This window comes from Sphingomonas sp. HITSZ_GF (genome assembly GCF_029543155.1).
Taxonomy (GTDB): Bacteria; Pseudomonadota; Alphaproteobacteria; order Sphingomonadales; family Sphingomonadaceae; genus Sphingomonas.
Map to the genome: position 1 here is coordinate 524,980 of NZ_JARQXA010000003.1, position 23,264 is coordinate 548,243.

Here is a 23,264-nt window from a genome sequence, read left to right on the forward strand (position 1 = left end):
GCGGTACGCGACATGATATGCTGCTCCAAAGCCGGATGATGCCGGCGCGAAAATGCGCGCCAGGCTGAACAGCGCGGGCAGATGCCGATATTCGCCGGGAAGCTCCAACCCCGTAACTTCACACCGGCATGAAACTTCACATGGCCGTGCAGTTTCTCATCGCGTGACGGCTCGGATCAGGTCATGGCCAAGCAGATCGGCCATGTCGGCGGGCGAATGATCAACATGGCGCGCAGCGACCTGGCCGGCGTGCAGCCGGAGCGCATCGCTGCCGGCGATGCGGCGCAGCGCATCGCGCACCGCATCCGGCCCCGCCGAGGCGGCCTGGGACTGGGCGACCCCGGCCAGGCGCAGGCGATAGGTGAGCAGCAGCGATTCGAGCGTATCGGGCAGCAGCAGTTGCGGGACGCCCGCACCAAGCATCCGCGCCGAGGCGCCATAGCCGCCGCGCCCGACATAGAGCGCCGCCTCGCGAGCGACCGCATCAAGGTCGATCGGCGCGGCGCTGAAGCGGATATTGGCGGGCAGGTCTTCGGGCGGCGCGCCGGCCGCATGCCACAGCGCCGGCCAGCCAAGCGCCCCCAGCGCCTGCGCGACCGCCACGCCACTCGCGCGGTCAAACGGCAGATAGACCAATGTGCGGGGCCCCTCGCCCGCCGGCCATTCGGGCCGGGCATCGGCCGCGATGCCGACCAGCGGCCCGTAATAGAAGTCCGCGGCGCCCGGCCCGTAATGATCGAGCTCGCTCCAGGCGAGCGCGTGACCCGGCGCGCCCTCGAGCAACTCGCCGAGCCCGGCCAGCATCGGCGCGCCGAAATGCCGGCAGACGGTCCGCACCACCAGGTCTGCCGGCCGCTGCGCCTGGGCGAGCTCGGCACGGCCGTGCCCGGCCCAGGGCAGCAGGCTGGTTCCGACATGTCGCGCGGGCGGCGCGACAAATGTGGGACCGAGGCGCACCGCGGGCAGCCCGGCGACATGGGCGGCGAGGATCGAGATCGGGGCATGCTCGGCAATCAGCGCATCGGGGTTTCGCCGTTCGAACAGGGCAAGCCACTGCGCGACCAGCGGGATAGCCGCGGCGGCATGGCCCATCCCGCCCGCCGCGATCACCTGGCCATAGGTCAGCGTCTCGCCGCCGGTGGCGGGGCCGATGTGACGGGGCGCCTGCAGCACGGCATCGAAGGCATCGCGCTCGATCCGCAGCGCGGTTTCCGGGGTTCGCGCAGCCAGCGTCAAGCGATGGCCAGCGCGGCGCAGCACGCGACCGATCGGCGCGAGCGTCGCGACATGGCCGTAGCCGAGCCCCAGCTCCCATGTCGCAAGCAAATGCATCCGAACGCTACTAAGCATCCCACCCGGCCGCGCAGCCGCTATTGTTTCCCGGAGCCGTGCAATTTCGCGGCGCCCGTCGCGACATGGGCGGGTTCCATCGCAGGCCTGCTACATTTGTCGCATGCGTATCGCATGGCTCGGCTCCCAGCGTTGAAAAGGGGGGCGGCAATGGCAGTTGCCATGGGTATCTGTGCGCAAGCATCCGGTTCGCGCAGCCGGCGCGGCAATCGCGAAGCAATCCTGGTTGCCGGGCGCACATTGTTCGCGCGCCACGGCCCGGCCGGCGTGACCTTCGACGACGTCGCCCGCGAGACCGGGCTGACTCGCCGAACGATCTACAATCACTTCGCCAATGTGGACGATCTTTTCGTCGCCTCGATCCAGGCAGTGCTGCGCCAGCTGCATGGGCGCCTGCCGGCGGCGCCCCCGATCGAGATGTCGACTGTCCCCGCGCTCGACCGCTTCGTGCGCGAATTGCTGCGGCTGTTCACCAACCCGACCTTCGTGGATGCCAAGCTGGTGCTGACGCGCCATGGCAGCGCACACCCGGCCCTGCACCGCGCCTTCGAGCAACGCATCCTGGCGCCGCTATATGCGAGCTTTGCGGGCTATCTGCGCACGCGGGCCGGCCGCCGCCCCAGCGAGAATCCGCTCGAGACCGCACAGCATGTCGTGACGGTCGTGCTCGGGCTGGCGGAAACCGCACGCCTGCTCGGCCATGTCGGCGAGGACGGGGTGCACCACGCGCTGCCGCTTGCCCGGCTCGCTGCCGACGCACTGGTACACGGGCCCCAGACGCGGTTCGACCGGGCGGCCTGAGGATGTGAAAAGACCCCGGCAGCGCGGCTGCCGAAGCCTTTCGAACCGGCCTGACCGCGCGATCAGAAGCGCAGGCGGACGCCGCCGGTGAAGGTGCGGCCGGTGAGGCGATAGGTCATCGTCGCCTCCTCGAACCCGCCATAGCGGCGCACCGGCGTGTTGGTGAGGTTGCTGCCCTCGAAATAGATCTGGAAGCGCTTGTCGAGGTTGAAGCGCACCGAGCCCGACAGGCTCTCGAACGGGCGGTAGAAGACGCCGCTGCCGCCGGTGCCGAGGCCGTAGAGATACTTGCTGCGCCAGTTCCACGCCAGGCGGGCCTGGAACCAGCCCTTTTCGTAGAAGCCGACCAGGTTGACGTTCTGCTTCGACAGGCCGGGGATCGGCAGGTCGCCATGCGTGCGCGTGTCGGTGATGCCGCTCTTGCTGTCGATGTACGAATAGGTGGCGCTCACGCCGAAGCCGTCGAACGGGCCGGGCAGGAAATCGAGCGGCTGGGTGAGCTGCGCCTCGAAGCCTTTGATCTCGCCGCCGGTGCCGTTCATCGTCCGGGTCACGCGGAAGGTACCGTCGGGGCTGGTCGAGGGATCGGGGGTGAAGCCCGGGATCGTCTCGTTGAACAGCTGCTGGTAGAGGAAGCTCTCGACGTCCTTGTAGAAGAAGGCGACCGAGTAGATCGCGCCCTTGGCCGGATAATATTCGAGCGAGAGATCGGCTTGGTTGACGCGGAACGGCTTGAGCGCCGGGTTGCCGACGCTGGCGCTGCCCGCGCTCTCCACCACCGAGAAGGACGGGGTGAGGTCCGCCGTGTCCGGCCGCGCCATCACCCGCGCGCCGCCGAAGCGCAGCAGCAGCTTGGGGCTGAGCGTGAAGCGGAAGGCGACGCTGGGCAGCCAGTCGTCGTAGCGGACGACGACATTGTTCGGCACCACCTTGGTCGCGTCGGCACGGCTGCCGATGAAGCCGTCGGCATGGACTTCGCTGTGGACGTAGCGCAGGCCGAAATTGCCGCGGAAGCGGGCGCCGAACAGGCTCGACCCGAAGTTCACCTGGCCATAGCCCGCCCAGTTCGGCTCCTCGAGCTTGTAGGACGAGGTGGGGTCGTAGAGCTGCGGCGTGCAGGTGGCGACGATCGCCTTGCAGACGAAATCGGTGGTGCCGAGCGGGATCGCCGAGACGAAGCTGTTCGGGAAGCTGCCGGTCGCGCCGTTCAGCAGGTCCGGATAGTCGACCACGGTATAGTTGCCCGGATAGTTCACCACCGGGGCCTGGGTGGTCGAATAGGTCGTCTGGTTGCGGAAGGTGGCGCGCGTCGAGACGATGTTGCTGTAGCGGATGCCGCCCTGCACGCTCTGGATGAACCCGCCATCGACTTCCTGCTTGAAATCGAGCCGGCCCTGCTTCTCCTTCGAGCGATAGAGGAAGAGATTGTCGTAGGAGGTGCGGAAGACGAAGTTCGCCGGGTTGGTGAGGTCGACCGTGCTGGCATAGCTGATCGACGGCACATCGGTGCCGCGGAAATCGAAGGTCACCGGCGTGGCAGTGCGGGTATCGGCGCGCAGATAGGACTGGGTATAGTCCTGGTTCGCTTCCGAATAGGAGACTTCACCCGAGACGGTCAGCCGCTCGGTGGGCGTCCAGGTGCCGCCGACCGCGCCCGAATAGATGTCGGTCGGCAGCTGGATCACTTCGCCATTGCCCTGCAGCGTGGCGCGCACCGTGCCGGCGATCAGGTTCTCGTTCGGCGAGATGGTGACGGCGGTATAGGTGTTGCCCGTCGCGGCGAGCGGCACCGACAGCCAGTTGCGGTCACGCCGGGTGTTGGCGTGCGCATAGAGGAAGTCGGCATAGCCGCTGAACTTGGACGAAGGCTGCCAGTTCAGCCCGGCGGTGACGCCCAGCTTCTCGCGCTTCTCCTGAAGCACCTGGTAGCGGATGTCGTTGAACCAGTAGATCGGCGAGCCGTCGCCGTTGGGATCGAAATTTACACCGGCCGGATTGTTGTTGAAGCGGCTGTCGAACGGGCGCCAGCCGGTGAAGCTGTCGAACGAGTCCGTGCGCAGGTTGAGCTTCTGATAGTTCACGCCCAGCGACACGCCGAGCGTGTCGTTGAACAGCGACTTGGAGACCAGCGCGGTGGCGCGGCCCGACCATTTGTCGGGCAGGTCCTTGTACACGCCCTCGACCGAGGCGCCGAAGAAGAAGGGCTTCTTGGGCGAGGGACGGCGCGTCTGGATGTTGACGGTGCCGCCGAGCGAGCCTTCGACCTGCGAGGCGCTGGGCAGCTTGGTGACGTCGAGCCGCGAGACCAGCTCGGACGGGATCAGCGTCATCACATTGTACGAGCCCTCGTCGGGGCCGTCGGCACCGCGGCCATAGGGGCTGATCAGCGTGCGGCCGTTGAACTCGAGCCGGTTCTGGCGAAGGCCGCGGATCGAGATGTCCTTGGCCTCGTCGATGCCCTGCTCGACCTGCACGCCCGAGACGCGCGACAGCGATTCCGCGACATTCTGGTCGGGCAGCTTGCCGATGTCCTCGGCCACCACCGAGTCGACGATCTGGTCCGACTGGCGCTTGATGTCGATGCCTTCGTCGAGGCTGGCGCGGAAGCCGGTGACGACGATCGTGTCGGTCGCCTGCCCTTCCTGCTCGGGCGTCGCGGCGGCGGGCGGGGTCGGCTGCGCGGGCGCGGTGCCGGCGGGTGCCTGCTGCGCGTAACAGAGCGTCGAAGTGGTGCTCAGCGCCAGACTGACGACACCGAGCGCCAAGGGGCGGCGAATCCGCATGTATCTCTCTCCCACACCGGCGGCAGCTCTACCGCTACCGACTCCACGCCCCTGCAATGTTGCTAATTTAGTTATGTGTCAAGCAAGCATACACGGTTCAAGTGCGCCATCTCTGGATTTATGTGACTAATATAGCACTTATTGACGAACAGAACGCCACCCGGCGACGGTACGCACCGCGGCGCCGCGCACCTCGGCCGGGGTAGCACCGGCACGGTAGAGGCTGGAGCCGAGCCCGAAGCCCGCCGCGCCTGCCGCGACGAAGGGCGCGAAGCCGGTCTCGTCGACGCCGCCGACCCCGAAGATGCGGGTTCCGGCAGGCAGCACCGCGCGCCAGGCAGCGATCGTGCCGGCACCCAGTTCGCGCGCAGGGAACAGCTTGAGCGAGTCCGCCCCCGCCGCGAGCGCGGCAAAGGCTTCGCTGGCGGTGGCGACGCCCGGCATCGTCGCCAGACCGTGGCCGGCCGCTCGGGCGATCACCGCAGTGTCGCAATTGGGCGAAAGGATCAGCGCGGCACCCGCGTCGCGCGCCGCATCGGCCATGTCCGGGGTGAGCACCGTGCCCGCGCCGATCACCGCCTGGTTGCCGAATGCCTCCGCGAGCCTGGCGATGCTGGCATAGGGATCGGGCGAATTGAGCGGCACCTCGATCATGGTGAAGCCGGCCTCGACCAGCTCCGCGCCGATCGCCACGGCTTCATCGGGCTTCACGCCGCGCAGGATCGCGACCAGCGGCAGCGCCGCCACCGCCGCATCGAACCGTTCGCGCGGGTTCATCGCCGGGTGATCCCGGCGCCGCCGTCGATCGCATAGACGCTGCCGGTGATCCAGCTCGCCTCGTCCGAGGCGAGGAACAGGATGAGGTTGGCGACATCCTCTGCCGTGCCTAGCCGGCCGAGCGGATGGCGCAGCACATTGGCGGCGCGCGTGGCGGCGGGATCGGGCTGGCGATCGAACGAGGCGCGCAGCATCGGCGTGTCGATCGAGGCCGGCGCGACGCCGTTCACGCGCACGCCGTCCGGCGCGACCTCGAGCGCGAAGGTCTTGAGGAAGGTCTCGAGCGCGCCCTTGGAGGCGGCATAGGCGGCAAGGCCCGGCGCACCCATCCGGGCGTTGATCGAGGAGACGAAGACGAACGCCCCCTGCCCCGCTTCGCGCATCGCCGGGGCGAAGCGCTGCGCCAGCCGCAGCGCGCCGCCGACATTGACGTCATAGACGCGCGCGAATGCCTCGGGCGAGCTGTCGAGCGTGCCGGCGAACTCGGTGGTCGCCGCGGCATGGACGACGATCGTCGGCGTTCCCATCGATGCCTCGATCGCCCGCGCCGCATGCTCGACCGCGCTGTCGCGGCGAAGATCGCAGGCCAGGCGCAGGTCACCGATCGTGGGCGCCTCCAGGTCGAGCGCCGCCACCGCTGCGCCTTCGGCCAGGAAGCGGGCGCACACCGCTTCGCCGATCCCGCCGGCCGCGCCGGTCACCAGCGCGCGATGCCCCTCAAGCCGCATGCTTCTCTCCCTTCGGCAATGCCAGCCGCGCCACTGCCCAGCCGAGCGGGTGCAGCACCGCCATCGCCAGGAACAATGGCGGATAATTATGTCCACCGGCGAACTGGCCGACCACCCAGGTGGACGCCATGCCGCCGAGGCCGCTGCCCGCGGCGATGATCCCAAAGATCGTCGCCATCTGGCGGCGCGGGAAGATGTCGACGATCAGCGTGCTCAGATTGACCAGGAAGCCCATATGCGCGAGCGCCACCACCGCGCCGAGCGCGAGCACCAGCGGGATCGCCGGGCTGGTCGCGATCAGCGCCCCGAACGGCGCGATCAGCGCAGCAAGCCCCATCACCGCGAGCCGCGCCCGCGCCGGGCTCCAGCCGCGCTGGGTGAGCCTGCCCGAGAGCCAGCCGCCGCCAACGCTGCCCAGATCGGCGGCGAGATAGACGATCCATGCCAGCGAGGCGACGGCGAGCAGGCCCAGCCCGCGTGCGTCCGCCAGATATTTGGGGAACCAGAAGAGGTAGAAATACCAGACCGGATCGGTGAGCGTCCGCGCCAGCGCGAGCGACCACATCTGCCGGCTCGACAGGATCTGGCGCCAGCTCCACTCGGCCTCCCCGGGCAGCGCCTCGCGCGCGGCGGCGGGGCTCGGCGGCAGGAAGCGGTGGACGATCAGCCAGGCAGCGAGCCACACCAGCCCCGCCCCGCCCGTGACGAGGAAGGCCGCGCGCCAGCCGAAGCTCAGCGCGATCCAGCCGATCAGCGGCGGCGCGATCGTCGCCCCGATCATTGCGCCCGAGGTATAGATGCCGAGCGCCAGCCCGCGCTCGCGCACCGGGAAGCGTTCGGACACCGCCTTGGGCGCGGCGGTATAGTTGCCCGCCTCGCCGAGCCCGAGCGCGAAGCGCGCCGCGCCGAGCTGGATGACGCTGTGCACCAGCCCGGTCGCCATGTTGGCGAGCGACCACCAGCCGACGAACAGCGCCAGGCTCAGCTTCGAGCCCAGCCGATCGGTGATCCAGCCGGCGGTGAGATAGGCGAAGGTATAGGCGAGCAGGAACAGCTGGACGACGCCGGCATAGCCCGCATCGCTCATCTTCAGGTCGCGCTGGATCAGCGGGGCGAGGATCGAGAGCGTCTGGCGATCGAGATAGTTGAGCACCGTCGCCGCGAACAGGCAGCCGAGCAGCAGCCAGCGAAAGCCGCTGGGCCGCGCGGCCGCTTCGGGCGCCGCCTCAGGCATCGGCCGGCACCGCTTCGGCGAGCGCCGAAAGCCCGCGGATCGACGCGTCGTGCGCCGAGACGCAGATGCTGTCGACATCGAGCGCCGCCAGCGCCTGGGCATAGAGCTCGCACAGCCGCTCGGCACCGATCAGCACCACCGGCTTGTCGAGCAGCCCCTTGTTTGCGTGCGCGCGGATCGCGTCGCGCACGTCCGCACCGATCAGCACGCCGGAGAGGAAGGACGAGGCCGATGCCGGCGCCAGCCCGCCGGTGACGATTCGGCTGCGCGAGGCGAACACCGCATGTTCCAGCGCCAGCTCGGGCTGTTCCGTCATCAGCGTCACGCCGCGGACGAACTCCTGGCGATCGGTGATCGCGGCGCGATCCGGCCCCAGCTCCATCGCGCGGCCGAGCAGGCTGTGCGCCACCAGCACTTCGAACATCTCGCCCTGCATCGAGGTGAAGAAGCTCTCCACGCCGCCGCCGCGGGTGATCGCCCATTTGGCGTGGGTGCCGGGCAGGCACAGCAGCCGTGCCTCGTCGGCCGCCACCTCTGCATCCGCCAGCCAGCCGAAGATCTGCATCTCCTCCCCCCGCATCACATCGGGAAGGCCGAACACGCTGGTGCAGCGCAGGCCCGGCGCGATCGTGATCGGCACGCCGCGCGCCTCGAAACGGGTAACGAGCGGCTGCAGGCTGTCAACGCTGGTCGGGCATGCGGCATAGGGACAGTCGCGCCAGCCGAGCGGCGAGCCGATCATCCCGCCGAGCGTCACCGGCAGTGGGCCATGCGCATCGAACCAGGGCTGGGCGGCGGCGAAGAACGCATCCTCGATATCGGCGCAGAACTTGATGCCGGGGCCCGAGACAGTCTCGAGGATCTCCGGCCCGACCGCGGTGCTGCGGCAGAGATAGAGCCGCATCGCCGAGGAGCCCCAATCGCCGATGATGAAGGGTCGCGCGTCGCTCATGTCGGTGTCTCGCCTTATATATGCGGCACTATCCACCGCCTCTCCGCACCCTCTTTGTTGCACATTTAGCGACACGTCAATTGCGATAATCGCTTGATTTGCACCCCATTGGCGCCGAACGCGCTTGGCCCGCGCGGCGGCGCGGGATATTCATGCGGGATCGTCCGCGCCCCGGGGAGTCAGAATTGCGCGTAAAGCCGAATGCCCAGCCCAACCAGAGCCTTATCGACGGCATCGCTGCGCTCCAGGCGCTGGCGACATCGCCCGAGCCGGTGGGCAATCGCGAGCTTGCGCGCCAGCTGGGCTTCAACCCGACGCGGGTGAACCGGCTGCTCAAGACGCTCGCCTATCTGGGCATCGCGCGCCAGACCGCGAACCGCAAATACACCTCGGGCCCGGGCATGCACGTGCTCGCCGCGCAGAGCCTGTTCGCCTCGGGCCTGATCCGCAACGCCTTGCCGGCGCTGGAGAAACTCCGCCGCTTCGGCCTTACCGTGGCGCTGGGCGTGCTGTGGAACGACAGCGTCTCCTACCTCTTCCACGCCCCGCCGGGCCTCGACGCCGCCCAAGGCCTGGGCCGCATCGGCCTGCTCCCCGCCAGCTCCTCCGGCGTCGGCATCGCGCTGCTCGCCGAGCATGACGATGCCTGGGTGCGCGAGCTCTACGAAGAGCGCGAGATCCCGGGTTTTCCGGGCGGAGTCGACGATCTGGTCGCCGCGCTCGAGGAGATCCGCGCGCTCGGCTACGCCCGTGTGCTGGTGAGCGAGGAAGACGATCGCCACACCGTGGCGGTGGGGGTCGGCCATCCCGCCTTTGCCGCGGTCGCCGTCTCCGGCTGGATCCCCGAGCAGAACATGCCGATGATCGTCGAAGCGTTGCAGCAGGCGGCACAAGAGATATCGGACTGACCCCGAATTTCGGTAGAGTATTGCTAATTCAGCAATACTATGATTATCCCCGGGGCGACGCAGCATCGCGTCCAGTCCAGAATGGGGAGGTTTGCCATGCCGATTGCCGGCGCGTTTCCGGTATTGCCGACGATCTTCGACGAGCGCGGCGCCATTGACGAGGGCGGCCTGCGCCGCGTCATCGAATGGGCGATCGCCTGCGGAGTCGACGGCCTGGTCTTCCCCGGCCTGGCGAGCGAATATGACCAGCTCTCGCTCGACGAGCGGCTGCACCTGATCGGCGTGGTCGGCGAGCTGACGCGCGACCGCGTGGCGTTCGTCGCCGGCTGCGGCGGGCAGAGCGATGCCGAAAGCGCCGCGCTGATCCAGGCGGCGGGCAAGGCCGGTGCTGCCGCCGCGATGGTGGTCACGCCCGCGCGCCACGGCGACGATCCCGAGGCACTGATCGGCTTCTACCGCATGCTCGGCGATGCAGCCGACGTGCCGGTGATGCTGCAGAACGCCCCCAAGCCGATGGGCCTCGGCCTCTCGCCCGAGCAGATCCTGAAGCTTGCCGCCGCCGCGCCGGCGATCCGTTACGTCAAGGAAGAGAACCAGCCCTGCGGCCAGCGCATCACCGCGCTGCTTTCCGCGGGTGCCGATCTCGACGGCGTGTTCGGCGGCGCCGGCGGGCGCTACATCACCGACGAGCTGGCGCGCGGCGCCACCGGCACCATGCCTGCCTCGGAGCTGACCGACCTGCACACCCGCATGATCGCAGCGCACCGGCTGGGCGACTGGGCGACGGTTCGCACGCTGTTCGAGCGGATGCTGCCGCTGCTCAACTTCCAGGCGGTGTTCCGCTGGCGGCTGACCAAGGAAGTGCTGCGGCGCCGCGGCCTGATCGCCAGCGCCTATACCCGCGCGCCGGGGCCGGCGCTCGATCGCTGGGACCTGCAGGAGCTCGACGAGATCCTCGCCGCGCTCGAGGATTTGACCGGGCCGCTCGGCGCGGCCACCCTCGCCGCCTGAAGCACCGGAGCCTGTCCATGCAAGACCGGATCGAGCGGATCGAGACCTTCGTCGTCACCATCCCGCGCGACACGCCCTATCTCGGCCCGCTCAAGGAAGGCGAGAGCATCAACGCGCGCGGCTATCTGGTGCGCAAGGCGAACCGGACCATCTATCCGGATCGCGACCGTTCGGTGGTGGTGAAGGTCACCACCGCATCGGGCGCGGTCGGCTGGGGCGAGACCTATGGCCTGACCGCGCCCAAGGCGGTCGGTGCGCTGGTCGAGGACCTGATCGAGCCGCTGCTCCAGGGCCGCGATCCGTTCGACGTCGAGGTGATCTGGGAGGACCTGTACGATATCCTGCGCGTGCGCGGCTATCAGGGTGGCTTCTGGATGGACGCCGTCGCCGCGGTCGACATCGCGCTGTGGGACATTTGCGGCAAGCTCGCCGGCCTGCCGGTGCGCAAGCTGCTGGGTGGCGAGCGGCGCAGCCGCATTCCCGCCTATGTCTCCGGCCTGCCGGGCGCGACGATCGCCGACAAGGTGGCGATCGCCAAGGACTTCGTCGATCGCGGATATGGCGCGATCAAGTTCGCCGCCGCAGTGAGCTCGGACGGGATCGAGGCCGAGCTGGCGGCGCTGCGCGAGGCGCTGGGGCCGGGCATCAAGCTGATGATCGACTTCCACTGGATGTTCAGCGCCGGCGAGGCCGCCGCGCTGATCAGCCGGCTGGCGCGCTACGACCTCGCCTTTGCCGAGGCGCCCTGTCGATCGGAGGACATTGCCGGCCAGGCCCGCGTCGCCGCGCAGCTGCCGGTGCCGATCGCCGGCGGCGAGGAATGGCGCACCGTGTTCGACGCCCAGGCCCGGCTCTCCGCCGGCGCGGTCGGCATCGTCCAGCCCGAGATGGGGCACAAGGGCATCACCCAGTTCGTCCGCATCGCCCGGCTTGCCCAGACCTATCATGTGCCGACGATGCCGCATGCGACGATCGGCACCGGCATCTTCCTGGCCGCCAGCCTCCAGGCCTCGGCGGCGCTGCTCGAGCTGCCGTACCACGAATACCAGCACTCGATCTTCCACCGGAACGCGGCTTTGCTCGACGGCCGGCTGGAGTGCGACAATGGCAGCTACGCGCTGCCCGAAGGTCCCGGCCTGGGCGTGACGCCCAATGCCGCGTTCTGGAAGCACGCCGAGGCGATCTGAGAGGGCGCCCTACCTCCAACCCACATCGTCATCCCCGCGCAGGCGGGGATCCAGAGCCAAGCGGGACATCGCTCCGTCACCCTGGATCCCCGCCTGCGCGGGGATGACGGAGGAGGTCGCGGGGATGACGGAGGAGACGATGGGATGTGAAGGGCGCGGAGGAGGTCCTACCGCGCCAGCACCAGCGGCCCGGTCTTCACCGTCGTGCCGTCCATCCGGGTGATCTCCACCGTATAGTTCACCTCGGCCTGCGCGTCGGCCACGGGGAAATCGAATTCGAAAGGATAGCTGGTGTCGGTGAACGTGCGCGGCTTGCCGTCCAGCGTCACTTCCAGCTTCGCGGCCTTGGCCTGCGCCTCCGAGGCCGCCAGCCAGACATAGCCGCTGCGATGCCCGCGCCCGAGCGTGAGCAGCATGCCGGTTACCTTGCCGAGCGGAGTCTCGTCGGCGCGGTAGCTCTTGTCGCCCAGCGCCGCGGTGGCGGGATCGAGGAATTCGGGCTGGAAGCGGGTATAGACCTCCACCCCGCGCACCGCGATCGCAGTGAGGCCGCGCGGCGAGACGGGAATGCTGACCTTGCCATCGACCAGCATGGCCGGCGCGAGCTTCTTGCCGTCCTGCCAGATGTCGACGCGGTAGCTTCTGCCGGGCTCGAGCAGCAGCTGATCCTGGCTGAACGCAATCTCGGCGCGCCCCGCATGCGGTGCCTGGTTGGTGAAGGCGGCATAGACGCTGCGATTGCCGTGCCCGGCGACATAGTTGAGCTGCGGATCGCTGCTCGTCACCAGCGCGCGCGGCATCCACAGCCGCACGTCCTTCTCGCCCATGAACACGCCCGTGCGGTCGCCATAGACGCGGGTCTTCAGATAGGCATAGCCATTCGAATAGCGCGAGGGGAAGGCGATCATTCCCTTGGAGCGCGTCTCGGTATCCGTGACCAAATAGTCGTAGAGCAGCGCGATGTGCGGCCAGACATGGTTGTAGTAGATGTTGTTGTAGCTGAGCTCGGGCAGCGAGCGCAGCGGATAGTCGGCGCGGGCATAGACGCCGGTGAAGTCGACATTGATGTCGTAGCCCGGATAGTTGCGATAGCGGCCAATCACCGCGCTGCGGGCAAAATCGTGCAGCAGCGTGTCGCCGGTCGCCGCGGCGATCTCGAGGAAGTGCGGCGCGTGCATCGCCAGCATCACCGCGGGATTGCCCGACAGCGTGTTCGACGCCTCCGGCACCAGCCCGACCTGCGACACCGTCCAGGACGGCAATTTGCGCTCGGGGCTGTCCATCGGAGCCTGTTCCCAGCCGCGCGCATCCGCCCCGATCGCGACCTTCCCGCCCTTGTCGACGGTCACCGCACCCTTGGGCGCCACCGGCCAGATCCAGGTATAGGAAGCATAGCGCTCCGCCCCGCGATGCGCCGCGGCGAGATAGCGCGGCTCCTTCGTCTCTTCCCAGAGCTGGAGCAGTTCGATCCAGTGCGGCCCCCAGTCCGACCAGAATTGCGCGCTCACCCCCGCGTCGCGCATGTCGGTCTGCGGCGTGTCGATGCGGCGGGCGATATAGGCGTCGGCGAGCTTCTTCGCTTCGTCCAGCAGCTTGGGATCGCGGTTGATCCGGTAGAGCGCGAGGTAGTTCCAGAAAGTGCGCGAGGGATCGGGGCGATCGAGATTGGTCGTCTTGTTCAGGTCGATCGCGTCGTTCGCCAGCCGGTGGAATGCATAGTTGCGCCCCATGGTCAGCTCGTCGAGCGCCGCCAACTCCGACAGCCCCGCCGCCGGACCGTTCATATTGGCCGAGGGTGCCTGGGTCTTGATGCTGCGATCGGTGGTGAACAGGAACTTCTCGCGCGACAGCAGATATTCGGCCATCGGCAGGCCGCGGCGGCGATAGATGTCGGCATCGTCGCGGATCAGCGCCACCGCGATCGGCTGCAGCGCCGAGACGACCTTCACCGTGCCCGGCACGTCGCTGTCGTAGTTGAAGCCCTTGAGGTCCTGCTCCCAGCCCGACCAGCGATCGTTCATCGCGAAATCGACCATGTTGTCGAGCGTCTGGTTGAGCGAGATATCGAGATTCTCGTGCGCGTCGCCCACCTGATAGAGGTCGCGCGCCAGATGGCGGAAGGCGTCGTACCAGCCACCCTTCACCACGAAGGGCCGCAGCCGGAAGCTGTACGCCTGCCCGGCCTCCATCCGCGATCCCTTGCCGCCCAGCACCGGCGCGAACAGCATCGGCTGGGCCTGGCCCGCGGGGTTGCGCAGCATCACGCCGAAGCCGGCATTGTCGCGATTGGGCATGGCGAAGGGCAGCTCGGCCGGATCGGGGGTGACGCCGATCGTGCGGCCGCCGCTGGTGACGGTGGTCGCCGGCACCATGGTGAGGTTCGAGGCGGAGAGGATCGGGCCGCGCGGGAAGCGCTTCTCCTGCCAGATCGGTGGCTGCCACAAGTCGTCGACCGCGGCGGCATCCGCAGTCGGCGCACCGGTATAGCCGATGCTGTACCAGCCCGCCCGCTTGGGCGTGAAGCGGAAGCCGATCACCGGATCGCCGCCCTTGGCCGCCGGCTCCAGCCAGGCCTCCAGCGTGAAATCGTCGCTGGCCGGGAAGCGCCATTCGATCCGCCCGCCGACGCGCGTGGCGCCGCTGGCGCGGACGGTCACGGCCCTGGCGACATCGAACATGTTGTCGCTGCGCTTGCCGGTGCCGGGCACGATCCACGATGGGAGCGGCGTGTTCTCGGGCGCCAGCGTGCGCCATTCCTTGCGCGGGATCTCGAAGGTGACCGACGGGCCGAGCCTGGGATCGGCATCGCTCATCATGATCGTGAAGCTCGGCTCGAAGCGGGCGGCGATCTCGGCCGTGCCCAGCGTCACCGCACCGTCGGCGGCGAGCGCGACCTGCCCTGCCACGGGCGGCGCAGTCTGCGCAGACAGCGGCGCGCACCAGGCCGCCCCCGCCATCAACATGGCAATCATCGCCCCGCGGCGCGCGACCCGCGCCTTGCCCTTCAGCCTGCTCATCCTGTCTCTCTGTTCTGGTTGCCGGCCAATTATGTTGCTGCAATAGCTATACGTCAATCGCCGAAGCGCCTATTCGAGCGTGATGCAGTCTCGCTGGCATATCGCACCCGCTTCCCCAATGCGCGCGCAACTGGGCGAAAGCCCGATCTGGGATGCGGGACGCGGGCGCGTCCACTGGCTCGATATCCCGGGCAGGATACTGCACGGCTTCGATCCGGTGACGCGCCAGGCAACGCACCATGCGCTTGCGGCCCGCGTCACCGCGATCGCCCTGTGCGCCGATGGCGGGCTGATCGGCTGCGGCGATGCCGGCGTGGTGCGTGTCGATCCCGATTCGGGCAGGCTCGCGCCGCTCGCGCCGCTGGCGCTTCCGCCCGGCATGCGCTGCAATGATGGCGCCGTAGCGCCCGATGGCAGCTTCTGGTTCGGCACCATGGCCGAGAACGGCTCCGGCCGCCCCGGGCAGTTGCTCCGCTACGATCCCGGGGGCGGCATCACCTGCATCGCGCCCGATATCCTCGTGCCCAACGGCCCTGCCTTCCTGCCGGACGGCCGCGTGGTGATCGCCGACACCGCGGCGCGGGTCCTCTGGGCGCTCGATGCCGATGGCGACCAGGCCTGGGACGATCGCCAATGCTTCGCCCGCTTCGATCCCGAGGACGGCAAGCCCGACGGCATGGCGATCGACCGCGAGGGCAATCTGTGGATCGCCCTATGGGATGGTGCTTGCCTGCGCCGCTTCGCCGCGGACGGCACGGCGCGTGAAACGCTGGCCTTGCCTGTCCGCCGCCCCACCCGACCCGCCTTTGGTGGCGCGGATCACGATAAGCTCTTCGTCACCAGCGCCGCCATCGGCGCCGCGCCAGGCGACACGCTCGCCGGCGTCCTGCTCGAAGCGCACCCGATCAAACCCGATTGCCCGCGCGCTTAATGTAACTTATATAGCGACATTGCCGAGGCGGGGGCATGACCCCAGCACGATCAGCCCGGCGCAATTGGGAGAGAGAATGATGGCATCCAGACCCACCAAGCTGCTGCTCGTCCTGTCCGCGTCCGCCGCGGGCATCGCCTTCGCCGCCACCAGCGGCACGCCGCTGCCCCAGGCCAAGGTGCGCCTGCCCGCCGCTACCGCAACACCGGCCGCAGCGAGCAAGACCGCCGCCGCGGCGACTACGCTCGCCGAAACGATTCCGGACGCGCCGGTGCTGGCGCTGGCCGAGGATGCCGCGACGACCTTCCACGACAGCGACACGATGAAGTGCGGCACCCAGAAGGTGCACATCGACAGCCCGGCCCGCGCCTTCAAGGACCAGAACGGCACGGTCCACCTGACCGTTTCCGATCCCAATGCCGCAGGCTGGCAATGGACCGGCGCCAACAGCGACTTCACCGCAGAGCCCAAGACCGCGACGCTCGACTGCACTTCGGTGATGACCGGCAATGTCGCGGCGTCGAACCCGTTGATGAACGATCCCACCAAGTTCGACCAGAAGACCTGGATCCAGGCGGTCTTCTTCCAGGGTTCGACGGTCTATGCCTATGGCCATGAGGATTATTACGGCACGCGCACCGCGGAGACCGGCTGCCACGATGCCGGCACCAGCGACGGGCTGCCGCAATGCTGGTACGCTTCGATCCCGCTCTGGACCTCGTCGACCTCGGCGACGCATCTGAGCTTCGCGCGATCGGCGACTGCACCCGATCACGGCGCCATCTATCCGCACGTCCAGTATCCCGGCCATTCGAGCACGCCGACCGCAGGCTGGATCGGCTATGGCGCGCCGTCGAACATCATCCGCGGCCGCAACCCGGACGGTACGGCGGACGGCTATTACTATATCTTCGCCTATGCCAGCGCGGCCTATTCCGGCCAGTCCAAGGGCGTCTGCCTGTTCCGCAGCGGCGATCCGACCGACCGCAGCTCGTGGCGGGCATGGAACGGCAGCACCACTACGCCGGGCTTCACCCAGACGATGGGCAATCCCTATTCGAATACCAACAGCGCCTGCGCCGTGGTGCAGCCGGGCACCTTCAACACCTATGTGCGCAGCGTCGTGTGGCACAAGCCGTCGCGCCGCTACATCGCCTTCTTCCGCAGCAGCGCGGCGGTGCGCTACACCACCTCGACCGACCTGCTCACCTGGAGCACGCCGCAGAACCTGCTGACCTCCACCACCGATCAGGCCAATTATCCCGTCGCGATCGACCTGGATGGGGGGGATTATGGGGATTCGAACTTCGACCGGCTCTACAGCAATGGGAAGAGCTATCTCTTCTATCGCGTCTCGGTCGCGTCCGGGCACACCCAGATCGCGCGCAAGCGGATCGTGGTGAGCAACTATTCGGCCGACGTTCCCGGCCCGACCAACCCCGATTGATCCGGCGACAGAGGCACCGTGCCCAACGCGGCGCGGTGCCTCTGCCCTCAATAGATGTCGCGCCGATAGAGCCCGTCGGCGAGCATGGCCTCGACACGGGCATCGCCCAGCACTTCGCGCAGCGCCGCATCGACCCCGCTGGCCATCCCGGCGAGGCTGCCACAGACATAGAAGGCGGCGCCGCGATCGGCCCAGGCCTGGATGTCGTCCGCCGCCTCGGCGACGAGATGCTGGACATAGCGGCCGCAATCCGGCTCGCGCGAAAAGGCGAGATCGAGGCGCGCGAGCGTCCCCGCCTCCACCAGCGCATCCAGTTCCCCGACGAACGGCCGGTCATGCGCGCGGCTGCGCTCGCCGAAGAGCAGCCAGGCCGGTGCGCCACCCTCCCGGGCACGATCGCGCAGATGGCCCATCAGCCCGGCGATGCCGGTGCCGTTGCCGATCAGTACCAGCGGCACCCGGCGATCCTCGGGCGCTGCGAAGCCGGGATTGTCGCGCAGCCGGATCGAAACCGTCTCTCCGATTGCCGCCACCGTGCAGAGATAGCCCGAGCCGATGCCCGGCCCGCCATCCTCGGCGCGCGCCAGGCGGACCAGCAAATCGACCTGGCCCGACGCAGCGATCGAGGCGACCGAATAGTCGCGATGGGCGAGCGGCCGCAGCGCGGCAAGATCGGCGGGCGGGGCTTCGGGCAATATCTTGTCGGCCAGCGCCGCGCGCAATTCTGCATCCTCGCCGCGCCCGGCGGCTTCGAGCCACCGGGCGATCCGGGCGGGATCGTGGCGCGGCATCACTTCTGCGATGGCACCGGGCGCCCAGTCGGCAGGCTCCTCAGGAGCAAGCGTGACCCGATAGACGGGCTCGCCGGGGCTGCCGGGATTGACCTGCTCGCGCCCGGTCAGCGTCCAGCGGGCATAGGCGGCCGGGCGCCAGTCGGGCTCGATCGCATGGCCCGAGATCGCCGCGAGCTGCTGCTGCCAATGCCGCTCGGCATCGGCATCGTCGCCGTCCATCTCGACCAGGTCGAACAGCCGCTTCGCACCGCCGGCATGGAGCCAGGCATCGACGCGGTAGCCGAAGGCGCAGAAATCCTCATATTCGTGATCGCCCAGCGCCAGCACCGCATAATCGAGCTGCGCGAGATCGACCGGCGCGGCCATGGCGCGGCTTTCGAAAGCGCGGGCGCGATCGGGCGCATCGCCCTGGCCATAGGTCGCAACGACGAACAGCGCGCGTGCGGCGCGGCGAAGCTCCTCGGGATCGAGACTGCCAAGCGCCCGGACGGACGCGCCGGGGAATGCTGCGGCGCTCATCCGCGCGATCCGTTCGGCATTGCCCGTCTGCGAGGCGTGGATGACGAGCATGTCGCTGCCGCCCGCATCGATAGCCGGCACATCCGCCGCCGCCACGGCCTGGAGCGCCCGCTTGGCGCGTCGGCGCGCGAAATAGAGCAGCAGGCCGGTCACGGTGAACAGCGGCATCGTGCCGGCGCTGAGCATCAGCATGATCCGGCCGAACGTGCCGAAGAACGAGCCGGTATGCAGCGCGTAGAAATTGGCGGCGAGCGTCGCGCCGGTGCCGCGCTCGGCATAGCGCTCAGCCTTGACCAGCGCGCCGGTCGTCGCGTCGAAGCGCAGCTCGTCGGTCATCCGGTCGAAGCGCGCGCCCTTCGGCAGGATACGCATCGCGACCGGCCCCTTGCCCTGGGGCAGGTTGATCGTGACCCTCTGATAGCGGCTGCCATCGCTTCGCAGCAGCTGCGCCCAGGCCGCAGCGAGATTGACGGGCGGCGCGTCCTTGGCCGGCTCGCGCCTGCCCTCGCCCGCGCCGCCGGCCTTGCCGGTGAGCAGATAGACTGCGCCCTGCTTGTACCAGGCATAGGACCAGGTGAGGCCGGTCGTCGCGCTGAACAGATAGAGGATCGCCAGCCAGGTGCCGATCGTGGCGTGGAGGGTGCGATAGAGATTGCGCCCGGTCTTGCGCAGATCGAGCACGAACCAGGAGCGCCAGTCGAGCGCGCGGCGCGGCCAGCGCAGATAGAGGCCGGACAGCGCGAAGAAGATCAGGGCGAAGGCAGCGAAGCCGGTGATCTGGCGGCCCCAGCCATTGCCCGAGCCGGGCAGCGCCAGCCAGCGATGTAGGTCCATCACCGTGGCGAAGAACGCCTCGCCCTTGGCTGGCCCGAGCAGGATGCCGGTGCGCGGATCGACGAACTGATGCTCGCCGCGGCGGACGCCCTTTTCGGGCAGGAAAGTCACTTCGGCGGCCAGGCCCGGATCGCGGTTGATGACGAGCTGGCGGATGCCGAGATCGGGCCGTTGCTGCGTGATCGCGGCGGCCAGCGCATCAGGCGCGAGCACGGGCGCCCGGGAGGGAGCGAGCGTGACGATCCCGGGGCTGAGCGCCGCCATGATCTCGTCCTCGAACGCCATGGTGGCCCCGGTGACGCCGACCAGCGCGAGCACCAGCCCAGCGGTGATCCCCAGCAACCAGTGGATCTGGAACAGGACGCGGCGGATCATTTGGCGATCACTGCCCGGCAGGAAAGCGTGGTGACGGCTGTGCCCGCGACAAGAAAACAGCCGAATCGAAGATGCGACACCGATGCCCCGCTCATGTTGATTGCGCGGCCGGCCCTATCGTTGTTGCGAGTTTATCGCAATAACCTCCTAGCGCCAGCCCGCCGCCCGGGCTGTCTGTTCCGCCGCCGCGTCGAGCGGATCGCCGGCCATCATGTCCTGCGCCGCGGCCATGAGCGCGGGATCGGACGATCCTGCCTGGGCATAATCGGCCTTGTCCCTCGCCGATCCGGGGCGGGTCTGGTCGAGTGCCCAACCCTTGTCGCCCCGGCAGGCAATGCCGTCGGCGGCAGCGGAGACGAACACCCGGCAATAGCGGCCCTGCGCGTCGCGGAAGCTGACCGGCGCCCGGATGCTGCCGGCATCGGCAGCAAGCCTGGTATCGAGCGCGCTGGCGAGCGGGCCCGAGGCATAGAGCCGCCCGTCCTGGGTGCGCACATAGCCCTGGTCGCCGGGACCCGTGCCTAGCCCGAGGCCCAGCGCGACGCCGAGCGCGAGCGACGCTGCGACGGCCCCGCCCCAGCCTGCCCAGCCCGGCAGCACGGTTCTCCGCCTGGGTCGCGGCAGCTCCACGACTTTCCGCTCGAGCATCGCAGCCAACCGATCGGGAACCGGCTCCTCGGCGACCGGCGCGAAACGTTCCCGCAGCGCGGCGCGCAGCGCGCGGTGCTGCGCGACCTGCTCGCCCAGCGCCGGATCGTCGGCGATCGCGCGCTCGACGCGCTTGGCCTCGATCGGGCCGAGCTCGCCATCGGCATAGGCCATCAGCATTTCGGGATCGATGCTCATGCGGCTTCTCCCAGCCGGGTCATCAGCGCCTGGCGCCCGCGCACGAGGCGCGAGGTCAGCGTGCCGATCGGAATCTCGAGGACATCGGCGGCTTCCTTATAGGCAAGCCCTTCGACCAGCACGAGCGCCACCGCCTCGCGCTGCTCGTCGGGCAGCGCCTGCATCGCCGCATCGATGTCGCCGAGGATCAGCCGCGCTTCGGCACCGCCCTCGGCCCCGACGCCCAGCCCGGCCTCCGCATCGACGAAGGTCTGCGCAGCGCGCGACCGGCTGCGGGCGGTATCGATCCAGCTGTTTCGCATGATCCGGTACATCCAACTGTCCATTCTGGTGCCGGGCTGCCAGGACGCGCGCGACCGCAGCGCCTTTTCCAGCGCCACCTGGCACAGATCATCTGCATCGGCCGCATCCCGGGCCAGCGCCCGGGCAAAGCGCCGCAGGCGCGGCAGCAGCGTCAGCAATTCGTCCTCAAAAGCCGCCAAGCCCTAATTCCCTTGCTGAGGATGAAACGGATGGCGTGCACCGTTTAATCCACATGACCGCGAAAATGTGCAAGACAGGCGCTCTTATGCGCAGCCTATGGCTTTCCGGGCTCCTGGCCCTGATGCTGGCATCCCCGGCCCGGGCACAGCTGCTGCCCCAGCTGCCGGCGCTGCCGGGCCGGGCAACCAGCGTGCTGGAGACTGTCGGCGACCGGGCGGAGACGCTCGCCGGCAATGTCGCACGCCAGCTCGAGGATGCACGGCGGGCCGCGGTGACGACGCTGGTTCGCCAGAACCCCGATCGCATCGCGCTCGATCCCGAAGGCTTTCCCGCGCGCGCAGGCGAAGTGGTGGTCGACGATCCCAGCGACGCGCTGCTCGGCGCGGCGGCGGCGAAGGGCTATCGCCTGATCGAACGCCAGGACGTGCTGGGGGTCGGCTTCGCCCGGCTCGAGGCACCGCGCGGCCGCTCGCTGAAGCAGGCGATCCGCGAGCTGCGCCGGCTGGGCGCACGCGAGGTGACCGCGGACCAGCTCCATGCCCAGAGCGGCAGCGTGCCCGCCGCGCCTGCCCCCGTTGCGCAGGGCAGTGGCGTGCTGGTCGGCGTGATCGACGGCGGCGTATCGGGCGCCAGCCTGTCCGCCGGCTTCGCGACCGGCGCGCCGCGCGCCAATGATCACGGCACCGCGGTCGCTTCGCTGATCGCCGGCGCGGGTGCGGTGCGTGGCGGCCTGCCCGGTGCGCGGATCGCCTCCGCCGACGTCTATGGCGCCGATCCCGCCGGCGGCAACGCCACCGCAATCGCCAAGGCGATCGGCTGGATGGTGCAGAACCGGGTGAGCGTGGTGACGATCAGCCTGACCGGCCCCGCCAACCCGCTGCTCGCCCGCGTGATAGCGGCGGCGCAGGCGCGCGGCGTCGTGATCGTCGCCGCGGTGGGCAACAATGGGCCGGCGGCACCGCCCGCCTATCCCGCATCCTATCCCGGCGTGATCGCCGTGACCGGCATCGACGGGCGCGGGCGTGCGCTGATCGAGGCCGGGCGCGCTGCGCATCTCGACTATGCCGCCCCCGGCGCAGACATGCTGGCAATGGCGGGGAGCGGCCGCACGATGCGCGTGCGCGGCACGTCGTTCGCCGCGCCCTTCGTCGCGGCGGTGATCGCGCGCTTCTATCCCGCGCCGGCGCCCGCGAGCATCGGCGCGGCGATCGCACGGGTCGACCGCGAAGCACGCGACGCCGGATCGCGCGGGCCGGATCGCAGCTATGGCCGCGGCGTGCTGTGCGAGCCCTGCCGAACCCCGGCGAAATAATTTTCCGCACGGCCGGGATTAAACGCCAACCGGCCACCGTTCTCCTCAGGTCAGTGACCTTGAAGGGAGAATGGAGATGATCAAGTTTCTCGGCACCAGCGCCCTGCTCGCCCTCGCCCTGGCGGCCACGCCGGCTTCGGCGCAGATCCTCGGCGGTGGCGGCGGACTCGGCGGCGGCCTGGGCGGTTCGCTCGGCGGCCTTGGCGGCTCGGGCATGGGCTCGCTCGACGGCTCGATGCGCCGCCTGCCCACCACCACCGATACCACCAGCACGTTGCGCGGCTCGACCAATACCGAGCGCAGCGTCGATACTCGCAAGGGTCGTGTGAAGGCGTCGAACGACAGCTCGTTCGATTCGACGATCGCCAACACCACCCGCGCCGGCAACCGGACGATCGGCGGCAGCGGCTCGGCCTCGGGCAGCACCAGCGGCAGCGTGGACGCGCAGCTGGTCGGCACCGATGCGGTGCGCAGCACTGCGGGGAGCGCCGTCAGCCGGACGCGCGAGACCGCATCGGGCCTGCGCGACCGCACCAGCAGCGCCGTGAGCACCACCCGCGAAGCTGCCGGCAACACGGTCGGCCGGGCACGCAACGCCGCGGGCAACACGGCCTCGCGTGCCCGCAACGCCGTTCCGGCAGCGGATGTCGCCGGCACGGCCTCGGGCACCGCAAACGGCGCCGGCTCGCTCGGCGGCGGCACGCTGGCGCCGGCCGGCTCGGCCGCGGCCAATGGCGATGCCGCCTTCCCGGTCTCGGCCGGCATGCCGGTCACCGATGCCAAGGGCAAGCTGATCGGCACGGTCCAGTCCGTCCGCTCGACTTCGCGCGGCGTCGTCCAGCAGGTGCTGGTGAAGGTGAAGGACAAGACGGCCACTCTGCCCGCTGCGAACTTCAGCGGCTCGGGCAACGCCCTGGTCTCCGCCATGGGCCAGGGCGAAGTGAAGAAGGCGGCCGACTAGAGGGCTCCGGGCCA

The 23,264-nt window shown here is 69.1% G+C and carries 18 protein-coding genes; 8 read left to right on the plus strand and 10 right to left on the minus strand.

Features of this window, described 5'->3' with window-relative positions; genetic code table 11:
• Window positions 1–156: 156 nt before the first annotated feature.
• Window positions 157–1,332 carry a nucleotide disphospho-sugar-binding domain-containing protein gene (locus P6144_RS11230; protein WP_277767848.1) on the minus strand — a complete coding sequence of 392 codons (1,176 nt, stop codon included), beginning with the start codon at window positions 1,330–1,332 and terminating at the stop codon, window positions 157–159.
• 168 nt (window positions 1,333–1,500) lie between these two features.
• On the opposite strand from P6144_RS11230, the gene P6144_RS11235 reads away from it, so the two are divergent.
• Complete coding sequence (locus P6144_RS11235) at window positions 1,501–2,151, plus strand: TetR/AcrR family transcriptional regulator (protein WP_277767849.1); 651 nt, start codon at window positions 1,501–1,503, stop codon at window positions 2,149–2,151.
• A gap of 62 nt (window positions 2,152–2,213) precedes the next feature.
• Here P6144_RS11235 and P6144_RS11240 read toward each other — a convergent pair whose 3' ends face one another.
• The 5 genes from P6144_RS11240 to P6144_RS11260 form a co-directional block, all read right to left on the minus strand.
• Complete coding sequence (locus P6144_RS11240) at window positions 2,214–4,934, minus strand: TonB-dependent receptor (protein WP_277767850.1); 2,721 nt, start codon at window positions 4,932–4,934, stop codon at window positions 2,214–2,216.
• A 138-nt stretch (window positions 4,935–5,072) separates the two neighbouring features.
• Window positions 5,073–5,711, minus strand: coding sequence for a 2-dehydro-3-deoxy-6-phosphogalactonate aldolase (locus tag P6144_RS11245; RefSeq protein WP_277767851.1), 639 nt, complete (start codon window positions 5,709–5,711; stop codon window positions 5,073–5,075).
• Window positions 5,708–6,439, minus strand: coding sequence for an SDR family NAD(P)-dependent oxidoreductase (locus P6144_RS11250; protein WP_277767852.1), 732 nt, complete (start codon window positions 6,437–6,439; stop codon window positions 5,708–5,710). The genes P6144_RS11245 and P6144_RS11250 overlap by 4 nt, the downstream gene beginning before the upstream one ends.
• Window positions 6,429–7,673, minus strand: coding sequence for an MFS transporter (locus tag P6144_RS11255; protein WP_277767853.1), 1,245 nt, complete (start codon window positions 7,671–7,673; stop codon window positions 6,429–6,431). The genes P6144_RS11250 and P6144_RS11255 overlap by 11 nt, the downstream gene beginning before the upstream one ends.
• Complete coding sequence (locus P6144_RS11260) at window positions 7,666–8,625, minus strand: 2-dehydro-3-deoxygalactonokinase (RefSeq protein ID WP_277767854.1); 960 nt, start codon at window positions 8,623–8,625, stop codon at window positions 7,666–7,668. Before P6144_RS11260 ends, P6144_RS11255 begins: the two co-directional genes overlap by 8 nt.
• Before the next feature lie 185 nt (window positions 8,626–8,810).
• Here P6144_RS11260 and P6144_RS11265 point away from each other — a divergent pair, with 185 nt between their 5' ends.
• From P6144_RS11265 to P6144_RS11275, 3 genes are all read left to right on the plus strand, one after another.
• Window positions 8,811–9,533 carry a helix-turn-helix domain-containing protein gene (locus P6144_RS11265; RefSeq protein WP_277767855.1) on the plus strand — a complete coding sequence of 241 codons (723 nt, stop codon included), beginning with the start codon at window positions 8,811–8,813 and terminating at the stop codon, window positions 9,531–9,533.
• Between the two features lie 96 nt (window positions 9,534–9,629).
• Window positions 9,630–10,544 (plus strand): dihydrodipicolinate synthase family protein, encoded by a 915-nt coding sequence (locus P6144_RS11270; protein ID WP_277767856.1) that lies wholly within the window; start codon window positions 9,630–9,632, stop codon window positions 10,542–10,544.
• A gap of 17 nt (window positions 10,545–10,561) precedes the next feature.
• Window positions 10,562–11,731: a mandelate racemase/muconate lactonizing enzyme family protein gene (locus tag P6144_RS11275; protein WP_277767857.1), complete on the plus strand. Its 1,170-nt coding sequence runs from the start codon at window positions 10,562–10,564 to the stop codon at window positions 11,729–11,731.
• 167 nt (window positions 11,732–11,898) lie between these two features.
• Here the strand turns inward: P6144_RS11275 and P6144_RS11280 are convergent, their stop codons facing one another.
• Window positions 11,899–14,748, minus strand: a complete 2,850-nt coding sequence (locus P6144_RS11280) for a hypothetical protein (protein ID WP_277767858.1) — start codon at window positions 14,746–14,748, stop codon at window positions 11,899–11,901.
• 118 nt (window positions 14,749–14,866) lie between these two features.
• Between P6144_RS11280 and P6144_RS11285 the strand changes: the two genes are divergently transcribed.
• Window positions 14,867–15,679, plus strand: coding sequence for an SMP-30/gluconolactonase/LRE family protein (locus tag P6144_RS11285; RefSeq protein WP_277767859.1), 813 nt, complete (start codon window positions 14,867–14,869; stop codon window positions 15,677–15,679).
• A 76-nt stretch (window positions 15,680–15,755) separates the two neighbouring features.
• Window positions 15,756–17,126 carry a hypothetical protein gene (locus tag P6144_RS11290; RefSeq protein WP_277767860.1) on the plus strand — a complete coding sequence of 457 codons (1,371 nt, stop codon included), beginning with the start codon at window positions 15,756–15,758 and terminating at the stop codon, window positions 17,124–17,126.
• Between the two features lie 47 nt (window positions 17,127–17,173).
• Here P6144_RS11290 and P6144_RS11295 read toward each other — a convergent pair whose 3' ends face one another.
• From P6144_RS11295 to P6144_RS11305, 3 genes are all read right to left on the minus strand, one after another.
• The gene (locus tag P6144_RS11295; protein ID WP_277767861.1) at window positions 17,174–19,648 is read right to left on the minus strand and encodes a sulfite reductase flavoprotein subunit alpha; all 2,475 of its coding nucleotides are present in this window, start codon (window positions 19,646–19,648) and stop codon (window positions 17,174–17,176) included.
• Between the two features lie 147 nt (window positions 19,649–19,795).
• Window positions 19,796–20,494 (minus strand): anti-sigma factor, encoded by a 699-nt coding sequence (locus tag P6144_RS11300; RefSeq protein WP_277767862.1) that lies wholly within the window; start codon window positions 20,492–20,494, stop codon window positions 19,796–19,798.
• Complete coding sequence (locus tag P6144_RS11305) at window positions 20,491–20,976, minus strand: sigma-70 family RNA polymerase sigma factor (RefSeq protein WP_277767863.1); 486 nt, start codon at window positions 20,974–20,976, stop codon at window positions 20,491–20,493. The genes P6144_RS11300 and P6144_RS11305 overlap by 4 nt, the downstream gene beginning before the upstream one ends.
• Window positions 20,977–21,098: 122 nt before the next feature.
• Here P6144_RS11305 and P6144_RS11310 point away from each other — a divergent pair, with 122 nt between their 5' ends.
• Both P6144_RS11310 and P6144_RS11315 read left to right on the plus strand, forming a co-directional pair.
• Complete coding sequence (locus P6144_RS11310) at window positions 21,099–22,289, plus strand: S8 family serine peptidase (protein ID WP_277767864.1); 1,191 nt, start codon at window positions 21,099–21,101, stop codon at window positions 22,287–22,289.
• Window positions 22,290–22,365: 76 nt separating this feature from the next.
• Window positions 22,366–23,250 carry a hypothetical protein gene (locus P6144_RS11315; protein WP_277767865.1) on the plus strand — a complete coding sequence of 295 codons (885 nt, stop codon included), beginning with the start codon at window positions 22,366–22,368 and terminating at the stop codon, window positions 23,248–23,250.
• Window positions 23,251–23,264 lie beyond the last annotated feature (14 nt).